Genomic DNA, 15,674 nt, shown 5'->3' with positions numbered 1-15,674 from the left:
CTCCTCCGTCAAAATTCGGGCTTGAAGGAAGGGGCCCGAGATCACCCCTTTGTCTCGCGCATTGCGCGGGATCTGCTGAGCAGCTCCTGTGTGGAGCGCCAGTAATTGCCGACCAGCAGCGAGCCGATCAGAAGCAGGCCGATGATCATGCCCTGCGCGTCGCCACCGATCTGGTTGAGCGCCAGCACGTTGCGGATGATGGCGATCAGGACCAGCGCCAGCATGACGCCGGTCAGGCGGCCCTTGCCGCCAAAGACGCTGACGCCGCCGAGCAGAACAATGGTGATGACGTCGAGCTCCATGCCGAGCGCATTGTTGGCGCGGGCGTTGGAGAGGCGCGCGGTATAGACGATGCCGGCTATGGCGGCGACGACGCCCGAGACAACGAACAACTTCAGGACCATCCGGCGCGTGTTTATGCCGGAATAGCGCGCCACTTCGGGACTGCCGCCGAGCGCGTAGATGCGCTTGCCGGTCGGCGTCTTCTGCAGCACGACCGCAAACACCGGCGCCAGCACCAGGAAGGGCACGATGGTCCACGGTATCTGGGTGCCCGGCAGGTTGTTGATGCCGAAATCCACGATTGCGGGCGGCAGCATGTTGACCGAGCCGGTTCCGAGCAGGATGTAGCCAATGCCGCGATAGAGCGCCATGGTGCCGAGCGTCACCACCAACGACTGCAGGCCCAGCCCTGAAACCAGATAGCCGTTGAAGGCGCCGAGCAGGCCGCCGAAGACAAGCGTCAGCGGGATTGCGGCGAGCGTCGGCACGCCGGCCTGGAGGAGCAGCCCAAAGATCACGGACGTCAGCGCCAGCACCGAGGCGATCGACAGGTCGATTTCGCGGGTGATGATGAGCAGCGTCATCGGCAGGATCAGCAATGCCTTTTCCGAGGCGCTCGCGGCCAGTTGCGAGAGATTGAAGCCGGAGACGAAATTCGGCACGAAGATCGCCGCGTAGAGGAAGATGGCCAGGCAAGAGGTCGCCAGCAGCAGATCCCAGAAGTCGATCGAACGGAGGAACTTTTTCACCGCGCCCTCGCCTGTCTTGCCTGCTCGGCGCGCCGTACGATGAAGGTGTCGATGCCGATGGCGACCAGGATCACCAGGCCGTAGACGCCCTGCAGCCACAGCGGATCGACGCGCACCAGCGTCAGCCCGTTTTTGATGACCAGCAGCGTGAGGGCTCCGAGGATGATGCCGAGCAGCGTGCCCGAACCACCACGGATGGCGACGCCGCCGACCACCGCTGACGCGATCACCGTGAGTTCGAAGCCGAGCGCAACGCGGGCGTCGATGGTCGCATAGCGCGATGCCCACAGCGCGCCGCACAGGCCGCCGAGCAGGCCGGCCATGCCAAAGGCCAGCAGAATGCGCCGGTCGACAGGGATGCCGATCAGACGCGCGCCGTCGGGATTGGAGCCGGCGGCGAACAATTCGCGCCCGAAGGCGGTGCGATAGAGCAGCACGTAGCCCAGGCACAGGATGACGATTGCGATGACGACGATCAGCGGCACGCCGGCGATCTTCAGGCCGGTCATGTCGAGCCAGGCTTGCGTGACTTCGTCGGCGCTGATCTGGTCGCCGGCTGCCCAGATCGAGTTGAAGCCGCGGAAGATAGACATCGAGGCCAGCGTGACGACGATCGCCGGGATCTTTCCCCTGGTGACGACGAGGCCGTTGATCAGGCCGGCGACGCCACCGACGGCGCATGCGGTCATCAGCCCGATGCCGATGTCGAGCCCTGGATAGGCCTGGACCATGCTGGCCGCCATGTAGGCCGACAGGCCAATCACCGCGGCGATCGAAAGGTCGATGTTGCGGGTAATCAGCACCAGCATCTGCGCGAGTGCTGCAACCACGAGCAGCGCGGCATCCATCGACACGGCGGTCAGGTTTGCCGCGCTCACCATGCGCGGGTTGATGATGGTGACCGGGATCGCGACCGCCAGCATCGCGGCGAGCAGCCCGAACTCCCGCCGCTTCAGTATGTCGAGCGCCCCTTTTCTCTTCTCCTCGCCAGCGGCCTGTGCCGCCGCATCGGCGCTTTCGCCGGCTTTCGTCGCTGCTTCCAGCACCTTTTCCTGGGTGGCTTCGCCCCTGGCAAATTCGGCCGTCCGATGGCCTTCGCGCAGGACGATAATGCGGTCGCACATGCCGATGAGTTCGGGCATTTCGGAGGAGATCAGGATGATGGCCATGCCCTGCGCGGCAAGGTCGGCGATCATCGCATGCACTTCCGCCTTGGTGCCGACATCGATGCCTTGCGTCGGCTCGTCGAGGATGAGGACGCGCGGTTCGGTGCGCAGCCATTTGGCCAACACGACCTTCTGCTGGTTGCCGCCGGACAGTTCCTTCACCGGCTGCGCGTAGCCGGAAAAACGAAGCTTCATGCGTTTCAGCCAACCCGAAACCAGATCGATCGCGCGGTTCGTGCCGTAGAAGCCGGAGCGGGCTGCCTTGTCGAGGACGGGCAGCACCGCATTGTCGAGGATGGAAAAATCCATCACCAGGCTCTGGCCCATGCGGTCTTCCGAGACATAGGCGATGCGCGCATCCATGGCGTCGCGTGCCGAGGCGAGGCGCACAGCTTCGCCGTCGATCAGGATTTCGCCGGCATCGGGCTGGTCGATGCCGAACAGCACGCGCGCGATCTCGGTCCGACCGCTGCCGACCAGGCCGCCGAACCCGAGCACCTCGCCGGCATGGAGCTTGAGGTCGATATTGGAAAAGCCACCGGCGTGCGAAAGCCCCCTCGCCTCCAGCACCAGTGCGCCGGTGGCGTGGCTTCGTTGCGGATAGAGGTCGGTCACCTCGCGGCCGACCATCATGCCGATGGCGGCGGCGCGGCCAAGCTCGGCCTTCGGCTTGACGCCAATGAGACGTCCGTCGCGCAGCACCGCGATGCGGTCGGCGATGCGGAAGATCTCGTCCATGCGGTGGCCGACGAACATCATCGCCACGCCGTGCCGCCGCAGGTCGGCGACGACAGTGAACAGCCGCTCGACTTCGCGTTGCGACAGGGCGGCCGTCGGCTCGTCCATGATCAGCACCCGTGCGTCGAGCGACAGGGCACGGGCGATCTCGACCAGCTGCTGTTCGGAGGTGCGCAACGTTCCGAGCCGGGTTTCGGCCGGCACGTCGAGGCCGACTGTCGACAGCACCCTGCGGGCGCCCGTAAGCATGGCGGCGTTGTCGATGCCGCCGAAGCGGTCGCGCGGCATATGGCCGAGATAGATGTTCTCCGCCACCGAAAGATCAGGGAAAAGACCGGGGTGCTGGTGCATGACCGAGATGCCGGCAGCCTGGGCGTCGTGCGGTGAATGGAAGACCACAGGCTTGCCATCGACTTCGACATGGCCGCCGGTCGGGAGATACACGCCGGCCAGCAGCTTTACGCAGGTGCTCTTGCCGGCGCCGTTTTCGCCAAGCAGAGCCAGCACCTCGCCTGAGCGCAATTCGAAGGACGCGTCCTTGAGGGCAATCGTGCCGCCGAAGGCTTTTGTGGCATGAACCAGGGCAACGGGGACAGCCGTGTCGCTCTTCACCATGGCGTCGGCTTCGCCTAATGCGCCCAAGTGCAGCACCTTTCCTCCCTGGTCCTGTTTTTTCAATTTGCTATATTAAATGACTGAATGTCGCAACTGGAAAATTGACTTCCATGGCCTCGAAAGGCACTGTCGCGTCGCGCACGGGTCCGATTGGAGTGCTCTCTCCCGCGGCAGCCCTAAAGCTGCCGACGACTGGAGTGACTCTGCGGGAATGAATGGGGAGGCGCCGGTTTTGTCCGGAAAAGGCAGCAATTCGGTCAAGGTACGGCATTATAACGAGCGCTTCGTGCTTGATGCCATCCGCCGCCTGAAGGAGGCATCCAAGTCAGATCTGGCGCGCGCCGCAAATCTGACGCCGGCCGCGGTCGCCACTATTGTCGACGGGCTGGAATCGTCAGGATTTGTAAAGCAAGTGGGAAAAAGGTTCGGACAACGCGGATCGCCGTCCACTCTCTACCGACTTGCACCGGAGCGCATCTACAGCGTCGGGATCAAGATCGGCCGGCGCGCGCTGGAAGCCGTGCTCGTCGACTTCGCCGGCGAGGTCCGCTCGCGCGAGTCGCACGAATATCGCTTTCCGGATCCCAACATGGTGCTTAAGGCCGGCAACATGTCGCTGGCCAATTTCGACAAGTTGATCGAGGGGCTTGGCGATGCCAGCATCGTCGGCGTCGGCATCGCCTCGCCCTATTTCCTCGGCGGCTGGAGCGAGGAGCTCGGCTTTCCCGACGACCTTGGCAGCCGCTGGGAAGCAATCGATCTGACGACTTTCTTCGCCACAAAGCCGAAGACCCCGGTCTTCGTGGAAAACGACGCGTCATCGGCTGCACTCGCAGAGCTCATCCAGGGGACCGGCGCACGGTTCCGCGACTTCATGCATATCTCGATCGACACCTTTGTCGGCGGCGGACTGGTGCAAGGCGGCAAGGTCCACACCGGGCCGCACGGCAACAGCGCCGCGCTCGGTCCTTTGCCGGTCTCGCCTTCAAGCCTCGATTCGGTGGCGGCCAAGCCGGCGCGCTACCAGAGCCTGCTGCATCGCGCTTCGATCTATGTGCTGGTCAATCATCTCAAATCGCGCGGCATCGAAATCAATCGCGTGCGCGAACTCGACCCCTTGCCGCCGGGGGCGCGCGAGCCGCTGTCCGAATGGATCGACGATTGCGCCAATGCGCTGATCGAGGCGATCATCGCCATCACCTCGGTCATCGACATCGAGGCGATCGTTCTCGACAGCATCCTGCCGCGGCCGATCCATCTCGAGCTGCTGGCAAAGGTGCAGACCCAGTTCAACAGGATCAGCGCCATCGGCATCGTGGCGCCGGAAATCGTATCGGGACAATTCGGCCCCGAGGCTTCGCCGATCGGCGCGGCGATGCTGCCGTTCTCGGCACTGTTGGCGCCCGACAGCGGCGTGCTGATGATCGGCAAGGACAGAACGATGCTGCTGGGCAGCCTGTCGAGACTTGCCAGCCAAAGCCAACCAGGAAGAAGCTCAGCGACTTCAACGGGATAGGGTGGCGCTGCAAGGAGCATCAAGCTCCAGGCATCATCAACATCACCTCGCAGTCCGGCACGGGCACGGCGGGCTTTTTGCGCCGGCACCGGAACTTTTAGCGGCCGCTAATCTTCATTCGTCACCGACATTGAAATGCCGATCGGTCCGCGCTCCGCTTCAGTGCGGGCCCAGGAAGCAAGGAGGAACATATGAACTGGGATCAAATCAAGGGAAAATGGACGCAGTTCAAAGGCAAGGCGAAAGAGCAGTGGGGTGACTTAACCGACGATGATCTTGATCGGATCGAGGGCAACCGGGACCAGCTCTTGGGGCGTATCCAGGAGCGATATGGCATCGCCAAGGAAGAGGCGGAGCGCCAGGTTGATGACTGGTCCAGAAGCATCAGCTGAGCCTTGGACGCAACGCCGTCTTCTGCCCCCACCGGGGTGAAACTCTGCCTCGCCCGCCGTGCCGACTGGTGCGGTGGGCTCTTTCGACAGCGAGGCCCCGCGAGGAACCTTTAGCCGTATCTAATGTTCTACTTGCGTGGCGGGCTTCGCCCCGGCGTGCGCCCCGCCCGGAGGCGAAGGAGTGCAATCATGAACAACATTATCTGGCTGGTCGGCGCGATCGTGATCATAATAGCCATTTTGAGTTTTTTGGGTCTGCGATAGCATCTGAACCCTCTCTTCGAGCCGGCGACCGTCCCCGCGCGGCATGGCCTCAGCACGCCCAAGCTGGTCAGACTTAGGTCCCAAGCAAGACACTCTGGGGTTGGACCGAAGCCTCGGCTGAGGAACGTAGCCGGCTGGCTCACGTTGTGGTGAGCTTTGGCGCGACGAAGATGCGTCCGGGCGGAAGAGTTCAAAGCCAGGGAGGAGAGGCCCGACGCTGCTAACGAGCGTCGGGCCTGGGCGTAAATGCAAACAATCAGCAGACTGTTCAATTCCCATGCCCAGGCAGCACGTGCCGTTGCCGCGCTTCAGGCTGCCGGGATTCGCCGCCGCCAGATCAGCGTCGTCGGATCTTACAACGACAACGATGAACCGATCAGCGTTGCTGGATATTACGACGATGAGATGAGCGCTGTCTGGCGGAGCGCCGTCGCCGGTGCCGCACTTGGCGCCACGGCTGGTCTGTTGGCCGGTTTCAGCGCTTTTGGAGCTCAAGACGTCGATCCTGCGGGGATGACCGGCATGGCTCTGGTCGGTGCGGCGTGGGGCGGCTTTGCCGGCGTGCTTCTCGGAACTTTCGCCAATTTCGCCCAGAAGCCGCGCAAGCCGAGGATCGCTGAGGGTGTCATACTGGTGATGGCCCGGGTCGATGAAAGGCAGGCCGGCGCCGCGCATACGGTGCTCCGGAGTTTCGCGGAGATGCCTTCCGGGCCGATGAAGAGGAGCGCTTTGCCAAATTCAAGCCGGCGCCGCGTCCGATCTGGTGCCCGATGAAGTTGGTTCGCGAAACAGGAATTCAAACCGGAGGCGCCCGACGAAAGCTTGGCAAACCAACACTTTGGAAGCATGCGGGCTACTTACCGTCGAGTTGTCCTTTATTCTTACCGTTCTGTTGGCTGGTCTCATCCTTGGCTGAACCGAACCCATGCCCTTGCCACCGGCGACACTATGCCCGGCAATTGGCGAAGGTTGTGGCCAGTTCGAAGGATTAAACCATTCGTGCTAAGCGTTAATAGCTTGTAGCCATAGGAGAGGACGCCGACGTGGACAAACGGGCTGAAGGAGACAGGGAGAAATTGGCCCGAGGCGAGTTCGAGCTCAAAGCCGAACGATATGGTGTGAACGCCTTTCTTCTCGTTGTCGAGCTTGTAAACCTGCTGGAAAAGCGCGGAACGATCAGCAGCGACGACGTCGCGAAAATAGCCGAGGCCGCCGCACTTGCGGTCGCCGCATCCAGTCAACCCGACGTGAACAGCATCAATCTGTTGCAGACCATCGCTGCCGCACGCCGGCCCAAATAGGCTTATATCAAATCCGCCGGCAATCAGCGCCAACCAGACGCTATGGATTGAACTGATCTCGGTCGAGCGTCCGGAGCCTTTCCATGTGCAACGACTACGAGCAGCACATCGCCTGGGCCGAATACTGCAGGATGATGGAATCGCTGGCGCTCAAAATCCCCAGCCATCAAACCGAACTGGATCTGCCGCAGGCGGATGACATCCACATCAACGACCCCGCGCCTGTAATGCGCGCCGCCGGCGACGCAATCGAACTGGCGTCGATGACGTTCGGCTTTCCCCCGGCCGGGCCAAAAGGCGGACCTGTATTCAACTTTCGCTCGGAGGGCCGGCAGTTCGGCAACAGCAAGCGCTGTCTCGTTCCGGCGTCGGCATTCTTCGAATTCACGGGAACGAAATATCCAAAAACCAAGCACAGGTTCACGCTGAATGGCCATTCGTTCATGGCGATTGCCGGGTTGTGGCGCGAGGGTATCGGCAACAAGCCGCCGACGTTCACGATGCTGACGAGCGAGCCGGGGCCGGACGTGGCGCCATATCACAACCGGCAAGTGGTTGTGCTGCGGCCATCGGACTGGGCGGCCTGGATCCACTTGACGAGGTCCGAGGCTGAACTCCTGCGCCCGTTGCCGGAAGGGTCGCTCAGAGTGGAGACAGCTCGGGCGGGTTCGGAGTAGGAACCATCGGAAAATTGCGCGGTGCGGCTGCGCCGCATAGCCACGGCGCCGCGCCCCATGCTCAGAACGAATGCCCGCGCGATATAAGCGCTTCAGCCCGGCTTGACGTAGCCGGCGGTGACCTCGTCCTTGTGAGCGGCGAAAGCTTCCAGGACTTCGGTTTTCTCAGGCTTCGGAATTTTGAAATGATCCAAGGTCCGCCCGAGTTCCGCTGCGACCTCATCGAATTCCGCGGGGGAAATCCGCAGGTCGCGATGTGCCTCCTCGAGGCCGAGCGGCGTCGTGCCGGGCTTGGTGGCGACGAACTTGAAGGGCCCGCCAGAAACGTCGCAGACCCACAGCGTCCGCATGAACTTGAGGCCGGGCAACCTTTCAAGGTTCTTGGTGTGCCATTTGCGCAATTGTGGGTTCTTGGACTTCTTGCCGACAATCGGGTTCATCACGACGGCGTCGCTGAAATGATCGATCACCGCCGCGATGGCGAACACACCACCCAGGCGCTCATATAGAGTCTTCCCCGATGTGGTTTTCTTAGCCTGGGCGAGTGCGTTGTCGGCAGGCAATACCGACGTCGATGCGGCGGCCAGCGCCAGCCCGGCGACAACACTTCGTCTTGTCAAAGAGGTCGAAATTTTCATCCCTGGTTCCCTTCGAGGTTAGGCCAGAGCAAGCCGCAGCCTGTCTGGCGGGCTTCATGAAGTGACATTCGGACACGTCGCCGTATTTTTAGCATCATCTAATGAACTAACGCACCCTTCGTCCGAATTATTCCGATGGACGGCATTGCTGTGGTCAACATGCGTAAAGGTCGCGCGGATGAGGAAGGCTTAAGCACGCGTCGCCGCGCGCGGCAGCGGTCGCGAAGCCATTTCGGCCGCATCGGCGGCCCGATCGATGTTGTTGCGGGCACCGTAGTGTTCCTGGCCTTGCTGGCGGCGGTCGCCTGCGGCCAATAGCCTGTGCTTTTCGAAGATCGCTAGCTTCTGCGGATAGGTGATCCGCACCTTTGCGTTGCACCCGTCGCATTTGAAGTGCGCGATTGTTCTTAGTGCAGAGCCCTTTCTTACCGCCGGATGCAAGCAATCCGGACATTCGAATGTGAGCGCGACATCTGATAAGTCTTCGGCTAAGCCCATTTCCATCCCCTTCGCAAGCTCGGTGGCTACACTCTGGCGATTCTCAATGAGCAATTCAGATACCAAATGGCTGTGCCAAAGCGGGACTAGGCCAATTCTCCCCAGAACGTTGCGAAGCTAGTGCGCCTTCTCTGTGCCTTTTGAGCCACGAAGAGACCTAACTTCCTCCAGCAGTTCGCGCTCATTGGTAGTCACGTTTCGGAAGATTGCGACAATCATCACCGCTAAGGCTTCGGCAGCCATGCTTGGAGGGTCAATGTGCTCATCTGCGCAAACCTGATCGAACACGCGTTCACAAATAGCCAAATCGTGAGGGCTGAGGCGGGTGCGATTGAAACGCCGGCGCGACATTTGCGAGCCTTCGAGGCCGCTGCCCGTGCAAAAGAAGCGGGTCTTCGCAAGAAACGCGAGTCATTGAGCGATTGTTCCCGGCTGCAGGCTTTGTCAAGCCGCCTGCAGCGGGGGCAGACCAGAACGCTTCCCCACGCGCATCATGGCGCGTGCGAGCGCGAGCTGTGGCTCGACCTTGGCATTTTCTATCATGGCGAGATGCTTGGCATTCAGGCATTTTCGGACGCCCGCCCGAACGGCGCTGGCCGCCATGCGCGGGCCGATTTCGGACGGCTGGACCGTTGGGCTCACGTCAGACACAGTAGGCTGGGGTAAAGACTGCTTCGAACCCTAAAGGGGCCGTCGGCTACCCATTTGACGACGCGGAGGAGCCACGCCTTCCGCCCCTGACAATCGCCATCGCAGCCAGTGCCACCGCGACGACCGAGTTCCAATATTTGAAAACTATTTGAAAACTCTCCCTAGACGGTTTGGCATCATGAACAGTCTTCTTTGGCGGCAGGCGCTCTAGGGTGACCCGAAACTTGGTCAGTGCTGTAAGGCGGTACATATGCTATAGCTAATATTGGGTCGAGGGGGCGACCATGAAAGGGAGGACCAACCATGAAGCCGCATTCCCTCAGCGCCCGCCGTATTGGCCTGCTTATATTCTCGGTGTGTGCTTTCGGGCTGATAACGTCAGCCGCAATGCCCGCAGACAGCAAATTCGCCGTCGAGCCGGTGGTTGAGAAAAAGGTGAAGGAACTGCCCTCCGGACCGTTGTACTGGCGGCTGGAAAATTTCCCAACGCTGGCGCAGGCCCAAAGCGCTGCGGGCCCGACCTCGCTTGCGGCGGAGGTCGCAGGCAAGGTCTGGCTGTTCACGCTTGGACCGAAGGATGGCCCTACGACCGGCGGAACCAAGGTCGTCGAGATCGGACCGGTCCCTCCGATCAGGGCAAGCGAGTACTTGCTGCGCGTCAACCGCGCCGGTGGAGCGCCCGGCGTCAAGACGAAGATCCATACGCATCCGGGACCGGAGGCCTTCTATGTGCTGACCGGCAAGCTCGGCCAGAGAACGCCCCACGGAGTGACCTATGCTGAAGCTGGTACGGCCATGATCGGACACGGGGCCAACACGCCGATGGAGGTGTTCAGCGCCGGCACAACCAATCTCGATGAGCTGGCGATCTTCGTGGTCGACGCCAATCAGCCGTTTTCGTCGCCGGCCAGCCTCGACTGAGGCGACATTTCCCAGGGTGGTACTTCCGCTCTGTTGCAGACAATCGGTCAACAAGCTGAGAATGTCTGCCCTGGGGTCGAACTCGGGTCCTTCAGGGTGTTGGGTTTTGGCCCCAACGCCATCGGATTGGGTTCGCCTGACCCATAGCCGTCCACTTCCCGCTCGGGGGCGTCGCCACTCCCAGGCCAGCGAGCGTTGCCGCGATCTGACTGGGGTTCCAACCGGCCCCTTCAGCGGCCCAATGGAGGCCGTGAGCTGCTTGGCCTCCACAACGGCCTTGGCCTTGGTCGCCTCAGCCTCGCCAGGGTCCCTGGCCTCAGACCCCGCATCGAGATTGCGCTGGGTCGCGGTCACCTAAGCCAATGGCAAAGACAACTCCTCCTCGGCATTCACGGTCGTCTGGTGAAGTACGGCCCAAACACGAGAAGCGCACCAGGGTGCGATTGTCATCGATCGCTTCAGTGTGGTTCGAATGATGCGGGAGTCTGCCCAGGATACTAGCGACCAGTTGACGCTAACAGGTGCATGCTGAATTCGATGGTGCTGCGAGAGGAAACACAGCCACGAACCCGATGAGCAGTCCACCTGTGGTCCGGCGCCGTTTCGTGGTGCTCAGTGCCTGTTTCTTTGCGATGGAACTGAGCCGATGCAGGATCGCCGAGTTACGGTCTTTCATTTTGATACCCCACCAGAACTGACTCCGCACGTAGACGACAGTAAGCAGGGTATCGAGGCCTAGCTAAGTGCCCTAAGCGATCTATTTCTTGCCAGAGTTTCACTGGGAGCATCGCGTGCCATGTGGTCTCACCGACGCATTGCGGACGCTTTCCGACTTGTATACCTTCCCTTCGCAAACATCCTAATCACAAAAGGCAACCTGCACTGGTGAAGTTCGGATGACACGAGGTTTGATTCTTCTTGCATGGATTGTCGTCGGAGCGTGGACTAGTTCGGCATTAGCTCAAGACGCCACCGAGAAAACCTTTCCCCACGACACCACGCTTAGCGATGTAGCTCCCTTGAAGCTTGCAATCCGGAAGCACCTTGCCATCTCGACGGAACCAACAGTGTGGATCGCGATGGCTCGCATGGGAGAAAGTGGGGTTGTCTACCTTTGTGGGCTTACGGATGGTGGCAGCATGTCGACCTCCATTCTCTTCTTTGCGCATAAGACGGATGGGGCTGTCGAAGTCGAAGAAATTGATAGTGACTCCAAAGTCGATGGCAGGGCCAAAAAGCTTTGCGACACTCACGGCTTCCGCACCCCTATCCCCGGCTGAACCTCCGCAACCTTTAAGGACAGCTCCCATTTCACCCATCTTGGTCATTCCGCATTTATGAGTTTACGACCTAGCCTCCTTTGGAGCGCGGACTCGAGCGCGAGCAAGCCCACATCTCGCGATCAGCTCAATCCAATATTTATCAACCCATTTTCTTTGCGGCGATGCCTTGCGCAGAACCAGGATTTGTTTGATCAGATTGGCAGGAGACCAACAACCCGCAATTGTGATCCGAAATCTGCTGGCATGATGTTTGATGGGCGGCCAATCGAACGGTCAATTCAAGCGGCACAGCGGGTGCTGGTCGGTCTTGTTGTGCTGCTTGCGCTCGCTGCCCCTACCTTGGCTGAGGATACTGACGATTGCGGAGGCGCCGCTGCAGGCTCACAGCGGATCGCCGCCTGCACGCGGATCATCGAGGACGGGGCGCGAAGCCCGAAGAGTCGCGCCAACGCTTACCACAACCGGGCGATCGCCTGGGCTGACAGCGGCGACAATGACCTGGCCATGGTGGACTACGACAACGCCATCGCCCTCGATCCGAACGACACCGATGCCTACAACGAGCGCGGACTTCTTTGGCTCGATAAGGGCGAGAACGACAGCGCCATCAGCGACTTCGACCGGGCGATCGAGCTCGATCCGGAAAAAGCCATGGCCATCTATAACCGCGGTCTCGCTTGGGCTCACAAGGGCCACGACACTCGCGCCATCGCCGACTACAGCCACGCCATCGAGCTCGATCCGAAATATCTGGAGGCCTACAACAACCGCGGCTTCGTTTTCAACAGGATGGGCGAATTCGACCGCGCCATCGCCGATTTCGACGAGACGATCAGCCTCAATCCCCAACACCCCTGCGCTTACAATAACCGGGCCATTTCATGGGGCGCAAAGGGTGATGCAGAGCGCGCCGTCGCCGATTATAGCCAGGCGATCACACTCGATCCGACCTATGTCAACCCGTATGGAAGCAGGGGAATTTACTATTTCTACGGCCGAGATCCGGCGAAAGCGCAAGCCGATCTTGCCACGGCGGCAGCACTAGCACCCGACAATGCCTATTATGCGATTTGGGCGGATCTGGCGGAGCAGCGCAATAGCGGCGTTAGCAATTTGCGTGAGGCTACCAGTAAGTTGGACATGACCAAATGGCCTGCCCCGCTCGTTCGCATGTTCCTTGGGGAGCAGACGCCCGAATCGGCACTCGCCGAAGCAGACGACCCGGTCCCGAGCAGGAACCGGGGAAATGTGTGTGAGGCCGATTTTTATGCCGCGGAGTTCCACCAACTCAAGGGCCATCCCGACAAGGCCTTGCGACTTTACCGGCTAGCCGTCCGCGACTGCCCCCGCGATTTCATCGAATATGTCGCGGCAAGCAAGGCACTGCGCGCCCTGGGCGTAACTCCATAGGGTGCGCTGCGGGTATTATGTTCCGGGGCTCTGTCGGTGGCAACAAAGTCGGTCGGGTCAGCCGCGTGTCGCCCAGGAACGGCGCCTCCCTGCTGACAAAGACCCACCTTCGCCGTTGGCCTGACGTGTGCTGGGTAGGTGATCTGGTGCTGCGAGAGAGGATTGAACTCTCGACCTCTCCCTTACCAAGGGAGTGCTCTACCACTGAGCTACCGCAGCCGCCGATGGCGGGGCTTCTGCCATATCGAACCGGCAAGCGCAAGGCCAAGACAAGGGGCACAAACGGGGCCGGGTTGAAAGGCCGCACCAGGCGATCGTTGCGGACATGGCCGTGCCACAATGTTGGCTATCCCTTGATCCGTACCGGCGGGTCGCCGGGCCGGGGACGGAACGATGAACGACAAGGCAGTTTCTCCGAACAAGCCACCGAAGAAGGATGGTTCCGCGAAAAAGGCAGGAACTGGCCGCAAGGACCGCCTGGCCGAGCAGTTGCGCGCCAATCTGCAGAAGCGCAAGGCGCAATTGCGCTCACGAAGGACCGGCGACGCCGACCAGCGGCCGGACGGGCTGCAGGCCGCGATGAAAAAAGATTAACGCGAATCGGCTATGTTGGTCGCCGGTATTTTAGCCAAATCAGCGTGGGCCAAAGTGGGGAATAGCCTGTTTCTTGAACCAAGCCGGCCAATGGTCTAGATGGGCGGCAACAGACTCAACCGATTTAAACCGGCCTTTTAGCCGAGGGGACGCTCTTCATGGATCGCATCAGAATTGTCGGCGGCAACAAGCTTGCCGGAAGCATCCCGATCTCGGGCGCGAAAAACGCCGCGCTGCCGCTGATGATCGCCGCGCTTTTGACCGACGACACGCTGACGCTGGAAAACGTGCCGCATCTGGCCGATGTCGAACAGCTCATCCGCATCCTCGGCAATCACGGCGTCGACTACTCGGTCAATGGCCGCCGCGAAAAGCAGCAGGAAGGCTATTCGCGCACTATCACTTTCTCCGCCCGCAACATTGTCGACACGACGGCGCCTTACGAGCTGGTGTCGAAGATGCGCGCGTCGTTCTGGGTGATCGGGCCGCTGCTGGCCCGCATGGGCGAAGCCAAAGTGTCGCTGCCCGGCGGCTGCGCGATCGGCACGCGCCCAGTCGACCTCTTCCTCGAAGGCCTGCAGGCGCTGGGCGCCGATATCGACGTCGACACCGGCTACGTGATCGCCAAAACCAGGAACGGCCGGCTTGTCGGCAACCGTTATGTGTTCCCGAAAGTCTCGGTCGGCGCCACCCATGTGCTGATGATGGCGGCCTCGCTGGCCAAGGGCGAGACGGTGCTCGAAAACGCCGCACGCGAGCCGGAGATCGTCAACCTCGCCGAATGCCTCAACGCCATGGGCGCGAAGATCTCCGGCGCCGGCACGGCGACCATCACCATCGACGGCGTCGAGGCGCTGTCGGGCGCCCGCGTCAGGGTGATCCCCGACCGTATCGAGACCGGCACCTATGCGATGGCGGTGGCGATGACCGGCGGCGACGTCGTGCTGGAAGGCGCGCGGCCCGACCTGTTGCAGACGGTGCTGGACATCATTTCGCAGACCGGCGCCGAGATCACGCAGACCAATTCCGGCATCCGCGTCAGGCGCAACGGCGCCGGCATTTCACCGGTTGACGTGACGACGGCGCCCTTCCCGGCTTTCCCGACCGATCTGCAGGCGCAGTTCATGGGCCTGATGACGATGGCCAAGGGCAAGTCGCGCATCACCGAGACGATCTTCGAAAACCGCTTCATGCACGTCCAGGAACTCGCCCGGCTCGGCGCCCACATCACGCTGTCCGGCCAGACCGCGATCGTTGACGGGGTGGCGAAGCTGAAGGGCGCGCCGGTCATGGCGACCGATCTTCGCGCCTCGGTGTCGCTGGTCATCGCCGGCCTCGCCGCCGAAGGCGAAACCACGGTCAACCGCGTCTACCATCTCGACCGCGGCTTCGAGCGGCTGGAGGAAAAGCTGTCCGGCTGCGGCGCGGAGATCGAGCGCATTTCGGGCTAGAGCCTTTCCGCAGGGCTTGTGGCGCGGTTGCACGGACCGGAAAGACCGCCTAACAGAAGGCTGAATAGTCCAACCTTCAGGTGTGAAATCCGCATGGCCCTCAAGCTTGTCGCGCTCGACGATCAGGATCTGAGCATCATCTCGGCGCATGTCCAGGATGCCGTCATGAAGGTCAGCGATCTCGAATACCTGCCTTCGGTAAAGCGCTTCGTGCTGACCATGAATCGCTTCGTCTGGGAGGCCAAATCCGGCTTCTTTCGCCAGCACAACGAGCGGCGGCAGGCTGTGCTCCATTTCGACCGGGTGCTCGGCGCCAAGACCAGCGGCATTGCCCGCGACAAACCCGACGAAGTGCTGTCGCTGCTGGCGATCAGCTTTCTCGCGCTCGACAAGCCGGCCGGCATCGTCGAGCTGATCTTTTCGGGCGGCGGCGCGATCATGCTCGATGTCGAATGCATCGAGGCGCGGCTTGCCGATGTCGGCGGCGCCTGGGAAGCGACGTCGCGCCCGGCCCACAGGGTTTGAGCC

General features: G+C 61.5%; 16 protein-coding genes and 1 tRNA gene. 12 read left to right on the top strand and 5 right to left on the bottom strand.

All coding sequences use genetic code 11. The features are described 5' to 3' along the window. Positions 1-41 precede the first annotated feature (41 nt). Both NKJ13_RS21915 and NKJ13_RS21910 read right to left on the bottom strand, forming a co-directional pair. Positions 42-1,031 carry an ABC transporter permease gene (locus NKJ13_RS21915; protein WP_352702172.1) on the bottom strand — a complete coding sequence of 330 codons (990 nt, stop codon included), beginning with the start codon at positions 1,029-1,031 and terminating at the stop codon, positions 42-44. Further along, entirely contained in the window at positions 1,028-3,586 is a 2,559-nt protein-coding gene (locus NKJ13_RS21910) for an ATP-binding cassette domain-containing protein (protein WP_352740000.1), read from the bottom strand. The genes NKJ13_RS21915 and NKJ13_RS21910 overlap by 4 nt, the downstream gene beginning before the upstream one ends. A gap of 196 nt (positions 3,587-3,782) precedes the next feature. Here NKJ13_RS21910 and NKJ13_RS21905 point away from each other — a divergent pair, with 196 nt between their 5' ends. The 5 genes from NKJ13_RS21905 to NKJ13_RS21885 all read left to right on the top strand — a co-directional run bounded on the left by NKJ13_RS21905 (position 3,783) and on the right by NKJ13_RS21885 (position 7,700). After that, a complete protein-coding gene (locus NKJ13_RS21905) occupies positions 3,783-5,066 on the top strand; it encodes an ROK family transcriptional regulator (RefSeq protein ID WP_352740002.1) in 1,284 nt (427 codons plus the stop codon). Positions 5,067-5,257: 191 nt separating this feature from the next. Further along, on the top strand, positions 5,258-5,458 hold the full coding sequence (locus NKJ13_RS21900) for a CsbD family protein (RefSeq protein ID WP_023677416.1): 201 nt from the start codon (positions 5,258-5,260) through the stop codon (positions 5,456-5,458). A gap of 510 nt (positions 5,459-5,968) precedes the next feature. Further along, the gene (locus NKJ13_RS21895) at positions 5,969-6,496 is read left to right on the top strand and encodes a hypothetical protein (RefSeq protein WP_352740004.1); all 528 of its coding nucleotides are present in this window, start codon (positions 5,969-5,971) and stop codon (positions 6,494-6,496) included. Between the two features lie 269 nt (positions 6,497-6,765). Continuing rightward, positions 6,766-7,023: a hypothetical protein gene (locus NKJ13_RS21890; RefSeq protein ID WP_352508634.1), complete on the top strand. Its 258-nt coding sequence runs from the start codon at positions 6,766-6,768 to the stop codon at positions 7,021-7,023. Positions 7,024-7,106: 83 nt separating this feature from the next. Next, positions 7,107-7,700 carry an SOS response-associated peptidase gene (locus tag NKJ13_RS21885; RefSeq protein ID WP_352740006.1) on the top strand — a complete coding sequence of 198 codons (594 nt, stop codon included), beginning with the start codon at positions 7,107-7,109 and terminating at the stop codon, positions 7,698-7,700. Positions 7,701-7,792: 92 nt separating this feature from the next. On the opposite strand, the gene NKJ13_RS21880 is transcribed toward NKJ13_RS21885, so the two are convergent. Both NKJ13_RS21880 and NKJ13_RS21875 read right to left on the bottom strand, forming a co-directional pair. After that, complete coding sequence (locus NKJ13_RS21880) at positions 7,793-8,338, bottom strand: group I truncated hemoglobin (protein ID WP_352508632.1); 546 nt, start codon at positions 8,336-8,338, stop codon at positions 7,793-7,795. A gap of 189 nt (positions 8,339-8,527) precedes the next feature. Next, positions 8,528-8,836 carry a hypothetical protein gene (locus NKJ13_RS21875; RefSeq protein WP_352740008.1) on the bottom strand — a complete coding sequence of 103 codons (309 nt, stop codon included), beginning with the start codon at positions 8,834-8,836 and terminating at the stop codon, positions 8,528-8,530. 258 nt (positions 8,837-9,094) lie between these two features. Between NKJ13_RS21875 and NKJ13_RS21870 the strand changes: the two genes are divergently transcribed. The 4 genes from NKJ13_RS21870 (at position 9,095) to NKJ13_RS21855 (ending at position 13,101) form a co-directional block, all read left to right on the top strand. After that, positions 9,095-9,502, top strand: coding sequence for a hypothetical protein (locus tag NKJ13_RS21870; protein ID WP_352740010.1), 408 nt, complete (start codon positions 9,095-9,097; stop codon positions 9,500-9,502). Positions 9,503-9,790: 288 nt separating this feature from the next. Further along, positions 9,791-10,408 (top strand): cupin domain-containing protein, encoded by a 618-nt coding sequence (locus NKJ13_RS21865; protein ID WP_352740012.1) that lies wholly within the window; start codon positions 9,791-9,793, stop codon positions 10,406-10,408. A gap of 896 nt (positions 10,409-11,304) precedes the next feature. Then, positions 11,305-11,688: a hypothetical protein gene (locus NKJ13_RS21860; RefSeq protein ID WP_352644254.1), complete on the top strand. Its 384-nt coding sequence runs from the start codon at positions 11,305-11,307 to the stop codon at positions 11,686-11,688. Positions 11,689-11,745: 57 nt separating this feature from the next. Further along, positions 11,746-13,101, top strand: coding sequence for a tetratricopeptide repeat protein (locus NKJ13_RS21855; RefSeq protein ID WP_352740014.1), 1,356 nt, complete (start codon positions 11,746-11,748; stop codon positions 13,099-13,101). A gap of 144 nt (positions 13,102-13,245) precedes the next feature. On the opposite strand, the gene NKJ13_RS21850 is transcribed toward NKJ13_RS21855, so the two are convergent. Beyond that, positions 13,246-13,320 (bottom strand) — tRNA-Thr (locus tag NKJ13_RS21850). Between the two features lie 174 nt (positions 13,321-13,494). On the opposite strand from NKJ13_RS21850, the gene NKJ13_RS21845 reads away from it, so the two are divergent. The 3 genes from NKJ13_RS21845 to NKJ13_RS21835 all read left to right on the top strand — a co-directional run bounded on the left by NKJ13_RS21845 (position 13,495) and on the right by NKJ13_RS21835 (position 15,671). Then, the gene (locus tag NKJ13_RS21845) at positions 13,495-13,695 is read left to right on the top strand and encodes a hypothetical protein (RefSeq protein WP_352475882.1); all 201 of its coding nucleotides are present in this window, start codon (positions 13,495-13,497) and stop codon (positions 13,693-13,695) included. 158 nt (positions 13,696-13,853) lie between these two features. Then, complete coding sequence (murA, locus tag NKJ13_RS21840; RefSeq protein WP_352740016.1) at positions 13,854-15,146, top strand: UDP-N-acetylglucosamine 1-carboxyvinyltransferase; 1,293 nt, start codon at positions 13,854-13,856, stop codon at positions 15,144-15,146. Between the two features lie 93 nt (positions 15,147-15,239). After that, positions 15,240-15,671: a DUF2948 family protein gene (locus NKJ13_RS21835; protein ID WP_254820565.1), complete on the top strand. Its 432-nt coding sequence runs from the start codon at positions 15,240-15,242 to the stop codon at positions 15,669-15,671. Positions 15,672-15,674: the final 3 nt, after the last annotated feature.

Source organism: Mesorhizobium sp. M0174 (assembly GCF_040322275.1).
Taxonomy (GTDB): domain Bacteria; phylum Pseudomonadota; class Alphaproteobacteria; order Rhizobiales; family Rhizobiaceae; genus Mesorhizobium.
This window is presented reverse-complemented; position numbering and strand designations above follow the sequence as displayed.